The sequence below is a fragment of the Enterococcus sp. DIV0240d genome, from assembly GCF_051711245.1.
GTDB classification, from domain to species: Bacteria; Bacillota; Bacilli; order Lactobacillales; family Enterococcaceae; genus Enterococcus_D; species Enterococcus_D casseliflavus.
This window is the reverse complement of sequence record NZ_JBIOMG010000001.1, coordinates 180,967-192,962: the sequence shown is the minus strand read 5'-3', so window position 1 is coordinate 192,962 and position 11,996 is coordinate 180,967. Positions and strand designations below refer to the sequence as shown.

The 11,996-nt window shown below is 46.4% G+C and carries 10 protein-coding genes; 7 read left to right on the top strand and 3 right to left on the bottom strand.

Translation table 11 applies throughout. The features are described 5' to 3' along the window. Positions 1–12: 12 nt before the first annotated feature. From IGJ25_RS00860 to gor, 7 genes are all read left to right on the top strand, one after another. Complete coding sequence (locus IGJ25_RS00860) at positions 13–753, top strand: Stp1/IreP family PP2C-type Ser/Thr phosphatase (RefSeq protein ID WP_005230317.1); 741 nt, start codon at positions 13–15, stop codon at positions 751–753. After that, the gene (gene pknB, locus IGJ25_RS00855) at positions 750–2,753 is read left to right on the top strand and encodes a Stk1 family PASTA domain-containing Ser/Thr kinase (protein WP_081117087.1); all 2,004 of its coding nucleotides are present in this window, start codon (positions 750–752) and stop codon (positions 2,751–2,753) included. Before IGJ25_RS00860 ends, pknB begins: the two co-directional genes overlap by 4 nt. Positions 2,754–2,982: 229 nt before the next feature. After that, entirely contained in the window at positions 2,983–3,450 is a 468-nt protein-coding gene (locus tag IGJ25_RS00850; RefSeq protein ID WP_005230319.1) for a CtsR family transcriptional regulator, read from the top strand. 5 nt (positions 3,451–3,455) lie between these two features. After that, positions 3,456–5,936, top strand: a complete 2,481-nt coding sequence (locus IGJ25_RS00845) for an ATP-dependent Clp protease ATP-binding subunit (protein ID WP_010748867.1) — start codon at positions 3,456–3,458, stop codon at positions 5,934–5,936. A gap of 269 nt (positions 5,937–6,205) precedes the next feature. After that, entirely contained in the window at positions 6,206–7,126 is a 921-nt protein-coding gene (locus IGJ25_RS00840; protein ID WP_081117089.1) for a peptidase U32 family protein, read from the top strand. Between the two features lie 13 nt (positions 7,127–7,139). After that, complete coding sequence (locus IGJ25_RS00835) at positions 7,140–8,381, top strand: peptidase U32 family protein (RefSeq protein ID WP_008381725.1); 1,242 nt, start codon at positions 7,140–7,142, stop codon at positions 8,379–8,381. A 93-nt stretch (positions 8,382–8,474) separates the two neighbouring features. Next, positions 8,475–9,821, top strand: coding sequence for a glutathione-disulfide reductase (gene gor, locus IGJ25_RS00830; RefSeq protein WP_081117090.1), 1,347 nt, complete (start codon positions 8,475–8,477; stop codon positions 9,819–9,821). Between the two features lie 162 nt (positions 9,822–9,983). Here the strand turns inward: gor and IGJ25_RS00825 are convergent, their stop codons facing one another. The 3 genes from IGJ25_RS00825 to IGJ25_RS00815 are packed head-to-tail and all read right to left on the bottom strand — an operon-like array spanning position 9,984 to position 11,960. After that, positions 9,984–10,970 (bottom strand): polyprenyl synthetase family protein, encoded by a 987-nt coding sequence (locus tag IGJ25_RS00825; protein ID WP_081117091.1) that lies wholly within the window; start codon positions 10,968–10,970, stop codon positions 9,984–9,986. An 11-nt stretch (positions 10,971–10,981) separates the two neighbouring features. Then, positions 10,982–11,542 (bottom strand): Gx transporter family protein, encoded by a 561-nt coding sequence (locus tag IGJ25_RS00820; RefSeq protein ID WP_005232987.1) that lies wholly within the window; start codon positions 11,540–11,542, stop codon positions 10,982–10,984. Between the two features lie 10 nt (positions 11,543–11,552). Further along, the gene (locus IGJ25_RS00815; RefSeq protein WP_010748871.1) at positions 11,553–11,960 is read right to left on the bottom strand and encodes a NusG domain II-containing protein; all 408 of its coding nucleotides are present in this window, start codon (positions 11,958–11,960) and stop codon (positions 11,553–11,555) included. Positions 11,961–11,996 lie beyond the last annotated feature (36 nt).

The following is an 11,996-nucleotide window of genomic DNA, read 5'->3' as shown; positions in this document are numbered from 1 at the left end:
AGGTGAAAGAAATTGGAGATTCGTTTTCAAACAGATGTCGGCAAACGTCGCAACACAAACCAAGATTTTGCAGCAACCTATGTAAATAAAGCCAATGTGACATTGGCCTTGCTTGCCGATGGCATGGGGGGCCACCGGGCCGGAGATGTCGCTAGCCGTCAAGCAGTCAGTGAGATCGGCACCGCTTGGGAACAGACAGAGCTGACAGACAGTGAAAAAACTGCCCAATGGCTGATCCAAAAAATCCAAGCGGAAAGCCAAGTGATTTTCCAAAAAGGACAAGAACAAGAAGAACTTAGCGGCATGGGCACCACGATCATTGCTGTGGCCTTATTAGGCGACCAGTTTACGATCGCCAATGTCGGGGACAGCCGTGCCTATCTTTTACGCAATCAAGTGCTGACTCAAATCACAGAGGACCATTCACTGGTCAATGAATTGGTGAAGTCGGGACAAATCACGGCAGAAATGGCCTTGAATCATCCTCGCAAAAACGTTTTGACCCGCTCGATCGGTATGCCAAGCGAAGTCGAAGTCGATGTGGCGATCCACTTTATTGCAGACGGGGATTATTTGCTGCTGTGTTCAGATGGATTGACCAACATGGTCTCAGATGAAGAGATCACAGCAACGATCCAAGAAACCCCTGTGCTGGAAGAAGCAGTGCAATCATTGATCGATCAAGCCAACGAACGCGGTGGTGTCGACAATATCACGGTATTATTGATTAAAGTTGGAGGAGAGCGCCCATGATCGAAATTGGGAAGAAGATAAACGGCCGATACAAAATCATCGGCAATATCGGCAGCGGCGGAATGGCAAATGTGTTTTTGGCGCATGACTTGATCTTAGACCGTGAAGTGGCAATCAAAGTGCTTCGTTTTGACTTCCAAAACGACCAAAGTGCGATTCGGCGCTTTCAACGAGAAGCCTTGGCGGCGACTGAGCTGGTTCATCCAAACATCGTAACCGTTTATGATGTCGGCGAAGAAGACGGCATGCAGTTTTTGGTGATGGAATATGTCAAAGGGATGGATCTCAAGCGCTATATCCAAACGCACTATCCCGTACCTTATTTGCAGATCGTTGATATCATCCAACAAATATTATCAGCGGTGGCATTGGCCCATCAACACCGCATCATTCACCGGGACCTAAAGCCCCAGAATGTGCTGATCAATGAAGACGGTGTGGTGAAAATCACCGATTTTGGGATCGCGATCGCCTTATCAGAAACATCGATCACCCAAACCAACTCGATGCTAGGCTCGGTGCATTATCTTTCACCAGAACAAGCACGAGGCAGTATGGCGACCAATCAATCAGATATTTATGCGATTGGGATCATTCTCTATGAAATTTTAACGGGCAAAGTACCCTTTGATGGCGAATCAGCCGTAACGATCGCCTTGAAACATTTCCAAGATGAGATCCCTTCGATTCGGATCTATGACAAAAATGTTCCGCAATCGCTGGAAAACGTCGTATTGAAGGCGACCGCCAAAGAACCGGCGGATCGGTACAAAACTGCCGATGAAATGCGAGCGGACCTTGATACCGTGTTGTCTCCTGACCGACTCAATGAACCGAGATGGGAACCTCATGCCCTGATGGATGAAACGAGAGTGCTGACTCCTGTGGAAGCAGCCCAAGTCGAAACGCCGCCAGTAGAAGAACCCGTAGAAGATAAGGTTGCGGATCAAGCTGAAGAACCAGCGCAGCCGAAAAAGAAAAAACGCAAACGGTGGCTGCTGCTGCCCATCATTATGGTGATCGCACTGCTAGGCATAGGCAGTTACTTCCTATTCGGCGGTGGTCGGGGAGATGTGGCAATTCCTGAAGTCAGTGGTCAAACAGAAGCAGCTGCCCGTGCCGAGCTGGAAGCTGCTGGTTTGCAAGTGGCAGACGAGGTAGAAGAAATCGAAGACGATGAAGTCGAAGCAGGCAATGTCGTCAAGACCGATCCGCCAGAAGGCAATGAAGTCAAAAAGAATTCCGTCGTGACTCTTTATATCAGCAGTGGGACCAAGAAAATCACTCTTGATGATTATGAAGGTCGTTCCTTTGATGATGTCAAAAAAGAGTTGATCGATTTGGGCTTTGATGAAGACAGAATCAAAGAAGAGCTAGAGTCGTCAGATGATGTCGATGAAGGGGATATTATCAGTCAATCACCAGCAGCAGGGCGGGAAGTTTCCCCAGCAGAAGACGAAATCACCTTTAAGGTCAGCTCCGGACCAGATAGCTTCGCAATGGACAACTATTATGGCATGACAGAGGCAGATGCACGAGCAGCATTAACTTCTCGCGGTGTCGACCGATCACAGATCGAAGTAAACTATCAATCCAGCAGTCAACCATCAGGCACGATCATCGCTCAAGCACCAGCAACAGGTGAAACAGTGGTGACTTCACAAACGACCATCACTTTGACGGTCAGCAGTGGGCAGGAAATGGTCAATGTACCGAGAATCGTTGGCAAAAGCCAAGCCGATGCAGAAGCAGACTTGAATGAAGCAGGATTAGACTCAACTTTTGAGGAAGAGGACGGCTATAATGATTCGGTGCCAGCTGGACATGTTGTCCGTGTCTCTCCAGGTGCTGGAACCTCCGTCGAAGTTGGCTCTACTGTAACGGTCACAATCTCTAGAGGACCTGAACCAGATGATTCGTCCTCATCGACGCCAAGCAGTAGTTCAGAGGATTCCTCGGATTCAACGGCTACGAGCGAAAGCAGTTCCGAAAGTGATTAGAAACTAGCTAAAACCCAATATTTTAACCAAGCAGCCTTCGGGGACCAAAGAATTTTCTTTTTGTTCACCGACGAGCTGCTTGTTTCTTTTTGTAGCTAAAAAAGCTGAAGCGAGGGATAAGTGTCTTTAAAATTTCCTTTAGACCTTCCTTTTGTGCAAGCGTACATCTTTCCAAGGATTCAAAAATTGGGTATAATGAAGGTCAGAATTAGTCAAGGGAGGGAATGAATTGAGTCATCACAACACTTCCGATTTGATTGAAGCATATTTGAAGAAAATTCTTGAAGACAGTGAAACCATTGAGATTCGTCGCGCAGAAATGGCAAATTTGTTCAACTGCGTGCCCTCACAAATAAATTACGTGATCAATACCCGCTTTACCGTTCAAAGAGGCTATGCGGTTGAAAGTAAACGCGGCGGGGGCGGCTATATTCGGATCGAGAAAGTCAAAATTACTGACAGCCACCACTACTTAAAAGAAATGAATCAATTATTCGATGAAACCATCTCGGAAAAAGATGCGTATGCAATAATCCAGAAACTTTATGAGGAAGGAATCCTGTCCAAGCGAGAAGGCAATTTATTGTTGACCGTCATCGCGAAAGCAGTTCTAGGACGTTCTCCTTATGAAAATAGAACACGAGCAGATTTGCTCCATGCAATTCTAGAACGATTAAGTTACGAAGACAGGAAGTGAAAGAGATGGATGAATTATTCACCCAACGCGCGAAAGCCGTTTTGGCTATCGCCCAAGAAGAAGCAAAATACTTTAAGCACCAAGCGGTAGGTTCTGAACATATTCTATTGGCACTGGTCATTGAACAAAACGGGATCGCTGGCAAAACGTTACGGGAAATGAATATCACAGAAAACGATATTCGTGAAGAAATCGAACATTTAACAGGGTATGGCACCGTTCGTCAATACCCAGAAAACGCCTATCTCGCGTATTCACCACGAGCAAAACATACATTTGCTTATGCAGGGGATGAAGCCAAGCGTTTAGGGGCACCACAGATCGGTACCGAACATCTATTATTAGGCTTATTAAGAGACGAAGACATTTTGGCTTCACGAATCATGCTGAATCTCGGCTTGAGTCTCGCAAAAATGCGTCAGCTTTTGAAGAAAAAAATGGGCTTCAATGAAAGCAAAACCAACGGAAGTGCTGGTCGTCGTCGTCCAGCCCAAGCCAAAGCGCAGCAAGGAACACCAACCTTGGATTCCTTAGCCCGTGATTTGACCAAATTAGCTCGTGAAAAACGGCTAGATCCTGTTGTCGGTCGTGCCAAAGAAGTCAAACGGCTGATCCAGATCCTTAGCCGTCGGACCAAAAACAACCCTGTTCTCGTTGGGGAACCTGGTGTTGGGAAAACCGCGATCGCCGAAGGCTTAGCCCAAAAAATCATCAATGGGGAAGTCCCAGAAGACATGCAAAACAAACGTTTGATGATGCTGGACATGGGGGCTTTAGTTGCTGGAACGAAATACCGTGGAGAATTTGAGGACCGAATGAAAAAAATCATCGATGAGATCTATCAAGATGGTCAAATCATCTTATTCATTGATGAATTGCATACACTGATTGGGGCCGGCGGAGCCGAAGGGGCGATTGATGCCTCGAATATTCTGAAACCAGCCTTAGCCCGTGGAGAATTGCAAACCATCGGTGCCACGACATTAGATGAGTATCAAAAATACATTGAAAAAGATTCTGCGTTAGAACGCCGTTTTGCCCGAGTGCAAGTCGACGAACCAACACCAGAAGAAGCGGAAGAAATTTTGCGGGGCTTGCGTCCTCGTTATGAAGAACATCATGGGGTGGAAATTTCTGATGATGCGTTACACGCCGCTGTGCAATTGTCCGTACGTTACATCAATTCGCGCCAGTTACCAGATAAAGCCATCGATTTGATGGATGAATCAGCAGCCAAAGTGCGTCTAGACAAAACCGATGAAAGTTCGGAATTGGCAGATCTACAAAACGAGATCGCTAACTTGATCGAAGAAAAAGAAGCAGCCATTCGCCAGCAAGATTTTGAAGCAGCAGCTCGTCTGCGGATCAAGGAAAAGAAATTGACCCAACAATTGACGGAAGTGGCGTTTATGGAAGTCAAAGAAGCGTCAGGCTATGCCGATAGTGTTACTGCAGAAGATGTTGCTACGGTCGTTTCTCAATGGACTGGTGTACCTTTGCAACAGATGGAGAAAAAAGAAAGCGAACGCTTGTTGGATCTTGAAAAGATCTTGCATCAACGGGTAGTTGGCCAAGAAGAAGCGGTCAAAGCAGTCGCTCGTTCGATCCGCCGAGCCCGCAGTGGGTTGAAAGACCCCAACCGCCCAATTGGTTCCTTCATGTTCTTAGGCCCGACTGGTGTCGGGAAAACCGAGCTTGCTAAAGCCTTAGCGGAAGCGATGTTTGGTAGTGAAGATGCCTTGGTTCGTGTCGATATGTCCGAATTTATGGAAAAATACAGCACGAGCCGTTTGATCGGTTCACCGCCAGGCTATGTCGGCTATGACGAAGGTGGGCAATTGACGGAAAAAATCCGTTCAAAACCTTACTCCGTCATCTTATTGGACGAGGTGGAAAAAGCCCATCCCGATGTCTTCAATATCCTCTTGCAAGTGCTAGATGATGGACATTTGACGGATGCCAAAGGTCGGAAGGTCGATTTCCGCAACACGATTTTGATCATGACCTCTAATATCGGTGCCCAACAAATCCGCGAAGAAAAAAGCGTTGGATTCAATGTCACTGATTTAACGAAAGATCACCAAGCGATGCAAAAACGGATCTTAGAAGAGCTGAAAAAAGCCTTCCGTCCAGAGTTCTTGAACCGTGTGGATGAAACAGTGGTCTTCCAATCCTTAGGTGAAGGGGAGATCCATGAGATCGTGAAGATTATGAGCAAAGCGATCATCAAACGGTTAAGCAACCAAGACATCCAATTGAAGATCACGCCATCTGCCATCGATGTGATCGGTAAAGCTGGTTTTGATCCAGAATATGGGGCACGGCCGATTCGTCGAGCATTGCAAAAAGAAGTCGAAGACCGTTTAAGTGAAGCACTCCTATCAGGACAAATTCATTTAGGTGACAAAGTGACGATTGGTGCTTCCAAAGGATCGATCACCCTCAATGTCAAAGAGGGACAAGCACGGGTCTTGCAACAAGTGTAAGTCGAGCCAATAATGGCAGCGGCGTTTCTATGGTCGAGTAATCGGCATCCATAGAAACGTCGCTTTTTTGTCTTGCTATGTATAGTAGTGATCAAGTGATCTCTATTAATTATGATTGATGATTCACAAAAAAATATCCTTCTAAATAGCTTTATGGCAACGATTTATTAATGAAAAAAGCATGATTCGTGAAAAAAAGAGTAACGAGACCTCTTGGAAAGAATCCTGCTGTGTGATACTATGAATGAGTTGAAAAAAGGAGGAGTATTATGGTTGAGATTATCGCCACGGTGGAATCGATCGAGCAAGCACAGCAGCTCATCCCTTATGTTGATACATTGTTTTTTGGAGAAGAGACATTCGGGCTGCGCCTACCGGCCTCTTTTTCTCGTGAAGAGCAAATCAGACTGATCGACATGGCCCACGAAGCTGGAAAGAAAGTGACGATCGCGGTCAATGGCATCATGCATCCAGAAAAAATGAAGCGGATTCCAGAATACCTAGCATTTCTGAAGACCAATCAAGCCGATCAAATCGCTCTCGGAGATCCTGGAATCATTTACCGCATGAAGCAAAATCCAGAATGTGCCTTGCCATTTATCTATGCAGGGGAAACCTTAGTAACGAGCGCTCGTCAAATCAATTTTTGGGGACAAAAAGGAGCAAAGGCAGCTGTTTTAGCGCGAGAAGTTCCTTTCGAGGAAATGAAAATCATGGCACCACAACTAAATATTCCTGTGGAAGTATTGGTTTATGGTGCGACCTGCATTCACCAATCGAAGCGTCCGCTTTTACAAAATTATTATAACTATACCCAACAATCGGAAGAAAAGAACCACGATCGTGGGTTATTTTTATCCGAACCGAAAAAAGAAGAAACCCACTATTCCATTTATGAAGATAGCCACGGCACGCACATTTTTGCCAATAACGACATCAATCTGATGCTGCAGCTGGGGGAATTAGCCGCAACAGGCTTTCAAACCTGGAAGCTGGACGGAATCTATACACGAGGGGCTGCCTTTGTGGCAATTGCTAAGCTGTTTGCCCAAGCCAAGACCCTTGTAGAAAGTGGGAAGTGGCAAGCAGAGCAAGCAACTGTGCTCAGTGAACAAGTTGCCCAACTTCATCCAGCAGAACGTGGGTTGGACACTGGATTTTATGCCATCAATCCTGACGATATCAAGTAAGGAGCAAGAACAAATGACCGTTAAACAAGCATTGAAACGACCAGAAGTGTTAGCACCAGCTGGTACGTTAGAAAAATTAAAAACAGCGATCCACTATGGCGCTGACGCTGTCTATATCGGCGGCAATGCCTATGGTCTACGGAGTCGCGCGGGAAACTTTACCTATGAAGAAATGGCGGAAGGGGTGGCTTTTGCCAAAGCCCACAACGCAAAAGTCTATGTAGCAGCCAACATGGTGACCCACGAGGGCAATCAAGAAGGTGCAGGGGAATTCTTTCGGGAATTGCGAGATGTCGGTATTTCGGCAGTGATCGTTTCTGATCCCGCTTTGATCCAGATCTGCGCAACAGAAGCGCCAGGTCTACCGATCCATTTGTCCACCCAAGCCAGTGCCACGAACTATGAAACATTGGAATTTTGGCGGGAAGAAGGTCTAGAACGGGTCGTTCTCGCCCGAGAAGTGTCCATGGAGGAAGTCGCTGAGATCCGCAAAAATACTAGCGTGGAGATCGAAGCCTTTATTCATGGCGCCATGTGTATTTCTTATTCTGGCCGTTGTACTTTGTCCAATCATATGTCGATGCGAGACGCCAATCGCGGCGGCTGTTCGCAATCTTGCCGCTGGAAATATGATCTGTTTGACATGCCCTTTGCAACGGAACGAAACAGTTTGACTAAAAATGGGACAGTGGAAGAAGAGTTTTCCATGAGTGCTGTGGATATGTCGATGATCGAACATATCCCTGATTTGATTGAAAACGGCGTGGATAGTTTCAAAATCGAAGGCCGCATGAAATCGATCCACTATGTTTCAACCGTGGCGAACGTTTATAAAGCAGCCGTGGACAGTTACATGGCCGATCCAGAGAACTATGTCTGCAAACAAGAATGGATCGATGAACTGTGGAAAGTTGCGCAGCGCGAGCTTGCCTCAGGCTTTTACTACGATACCCCGAGTGAAAATGAGCAGTTGTTTGGTCCACGTCGGAAAATTCCGCAATACAAATTTATTGGGGAAGTCATGGCGTATGATCCGGCAACAAAAACAGCTACGATTCGGCAACGGAACCACTTTTCCGTCGGCGATGAAATCGAATTTTACGGTCCCGGATTCCATCACTTTCACCAAACCGTCGAAGTCATGTATAATGAAGACGGTGAATCCATCGATCGTGCACCAAATCCTATGATGCTGCTGACGATGCCGGTCAAAGAACCGGTGGAAGTCGGAGACATGATTCGGAAGAAAAAATAAGGTCGAGAGTTTCTCTCGGCTTTTTTTGTTGAATCAATCCAGCCAAAAAGGATCGATGAGAACATAGACAATCTTAAGGAGGAAACAACAAATATGGAAACATACGACTACATAGTAATTGGTGGCGGCAGCGGAGGAATCGCCTCAGCCAATCGGGCAGGGATGCACGGCGCCAAAGTATTATTGATCGAAGGCAATGAATTAGGCGGCACCTGTGTCAATGTCGGTTGTGTACCGAAAAAAGTCATGTGGCAAGCTAGTGAGATGTTAGAAATGATCAAACGGGACGCAACTAGCTACGGCATTTATCCACATGTGGATAAATTTAATTTTACCGAGCTTGTGGATAACCGTGAAAAATACATTGATTTTTTACACACAGCCTATCAAAAAGGCTTAGACAGCAACAACGTAGAAGTTATCCACGGTTATGCACAGTTTGTGGATAACCACACGGTTACCGTCAATGGGGAAAACTACCATGCAGCAAAGATTTTGATTGCCACCGGTGGAAAACCTAGCGCGATGAATATTCCCGGCGGTGAGTACGCCATTGACTCGAATGGTTTTTTTGCGTTGCGAGAAGCACCAAAGCGTATGGTCGTCTTAGGGGCAGGCTACATCGCAGCCGAAATCAGCGGTGTCAGCCAACAGCTGGGCAGCCAAGTGGCTTGGGCGTACCGCAAAGAGCGGCCATTACGAACCTTTGACAGGATGCTTGCGGATAATCTCGTGGAGATGTACCAAGAATCAGGAATCGAAACTTATGCAGGCTACGTGGCCTCTCGTATCATTAAAGAAGGTGACGAGTATATCGTTCACTTTGAAAATGGCGAAACCTTGACCGGCGATTGCGTCCTTTTTGCTGGTGGTCGTGTGCCGAATACGGATAAGTTAGGTCTGGAAAACACCGATGTCCAATTGGATGAAAAAGGGTTTATCATTGTGGACAAATATCAAAATACCACAGCTGACTCGATTTTTGCGGTGGGCGATGTCATCGGAAAACTGGATTTAACCCCGGTTGCGATCGCCGCCGGTCGTCGCTTGTCTGAACGCTTGTTCAACGGTCAAAGCGATGCGTACTTGGATTATCACTTAGTACCGACGGTCATCTTTACTCATCCACCGATTGCCACGATTGGTTTATCCGAAGAAGCAGCCTTGGCAAAATACGGCCAAGAGCAGATAAAGGTGTATCGCTCGCGCTTTACACCGATGTACTTTGCTTTAAATGAGTATCGCCAAAAATGTGAGATGAAATTGGTGTGCTTAGGAGAAGAAGAAAAAATCATCGGTCTGCACGGCATCGGGATCGGTGTCGATGAAATGCTGCAAGGCTTCGCTGTAGCCATCAAGATGGGTGCTACAAAAGCAGACTTTGATCAAACCGTTGCCATTCATCCGACAGGGTCAGAAGAATTTGTGACGATGCGTTAAAAGAAAAAAACCTCAACTGACAGATGATTTGTCAGTTGAGGCTTTTTTTGCGTATAAAATTTTATCTATCAACTAAAAAGCCCCCAAAGGTAGATCAAAAATCTAACCTTGGGGACTTATTTCAGTATGATTCCAGCTGCTAGGCTTTTGCTAGATCCTTGATCAGTTCTGACGCCCAAGGATCTGAGCAGTGATCTGGTAAAGATACGTTTTGGTTTCATCTTTGGTCTCAGGTAATTTCTGGATCGCCTGCAAAGCTTTTTTCGTATAGTCGGCTGCGAGTTTCTTGGCTTCCTCGATCCCAGCACTTTCTTGGACGATCCGATAGATTTCGTGGGTGTCGGTGTCCGTCATAGCGTCTTGTTTTTCCAACAATGGGAGCAGCTGTTGGCGGTCACTTTTCAGTGCCATTAACAGCGGCAGGGAATAGACGCCTTGCCGAACATCTTCCAATACTGGTTTCCCTAAAGCAGCCGCATCTTGGCTGTAATCCAAGACGTCATCCATGATTTGAAAGGCAAGACCAATGGCTTCACCGATCTCACGGGCTTGATTGGCAAAGCGCAAGGAGGTGCCGCTTTCGTAAGCCCCGATGAAGCAGCTTAAAGCAAACAACTCAGCGGTTTTGCCGCGAATGTTTTCTAAGTAATCCTCGACAGTGACGGACAAATCGTATCGTTTGCTCATTTGTCCTAATTCGCCGGCCAGGATTTTTTCCATACTACGGGAATTCATCTGCAAGCTTTTCATGGAGCTGGCATAATCGGCCATCAATTTAAAGCAGCAGACGAAGAGGTAATCACCAGCATAGACAGCGACATCGTTGCCAAATTCGGAACGAATGGTCGGCAGCTTGCGGCGGGTGTCCGCATGATCGACGATATCGTCGTGGATCAACGAGGCAGTGTGGAGCATTTCGATCGAGGCCGCCAATGCGACGGCTTTTTCGCGATCTTTGTCGCTGCCATAAGCAGAAAAGAGCAGCTGATAAGCAGGACGCAGCAGTTTCCCACCTGAATGGATCATGGACAGGATCGCTTGTTCGACCTCTTTGTTTTTTAGTTTTAATGATTTTTCCATCAATTGCAAGGAGGCAGATAAGTCAGCTTGCAGTGCTGGATACTCTTGCCACATGGAATGAAGTTTCATAATTAACTCCTTTATTCTGAATCCGAGCGCCATTTGACTTTGGTCTGGCGTTCATAATCAATTTGAAAACGGCGCAGTGTTTCGACACGGCGCAGCAAGTAGTTGGCGGCGATCCCGATAGCGATCCCGGACAAGATCCCAAAGAAAGACAGGACCGGCAAGTAGAGCATCACGCTCCAGGATTGAGCGATCCATGAGGCAGTGATCAACTGTCCGACGTTGTGTAAGAACCCGCCGGCCGCACTAATGCCGATGATACTGACACGCTTAGGCCCCAACTGTTTCACCAAAGACATCCCAAAGTAGCTCAGTAAGGAACCGCTCATACTATATAAGAAGGTCGAAACCGTTCCTCCTAGTAACGTCGTTAAGATCAGTCTTAGCCAAATCAAGAGAAAGCTGTCTTTTTTTGGCATGGTGAACAAAGCAATAATGGTAATTAAATTTGCCAAACCTAGTTTCGCACCAGGCGCAAAGGCAAATGGATAAGGGATCATATTTTCAACTAAACCAATCACGACCCCTTGGGCGACCAGCAGTGAGATGAAAATTATTCGTTGTAATCGACTCATAAGCAAACGATCAATAGATTAGATCGTCGGTCTCACTCCCATCTGCGGCTTGGATTTCGATCACCAATTTATGAGGCAGACAGACGATGGTTTCCCCATTTTTACTGGCCCAGCCACGGCGGACACAAATCTGGTCGCCGCAATCGGCTTCCTTGATTCGGATCCGATCCCCTTCGATCTCCAGTAAATTGGTATCGCCATCTTCATCTTCATAAAGATAGGTGTACGTTTTTTGACCTTCAACTAAGTCAAAACGCTTGATTTCTGTCCCATCGACCCGCAAGACGGCTTCTTTGTCCGCTGTTTGCGTCTGGCCAAAAATAAAAATCGGTAAAAAAGAGCTGAGGATCAAAACAAGTATGATGACGCCATCCCATGGTTTTAAATGGGCATCGCGGATAAATTCTTTTAATTTCATCAAAAAAGACTCCTGTTCTTTCATGTGATGTGTCTC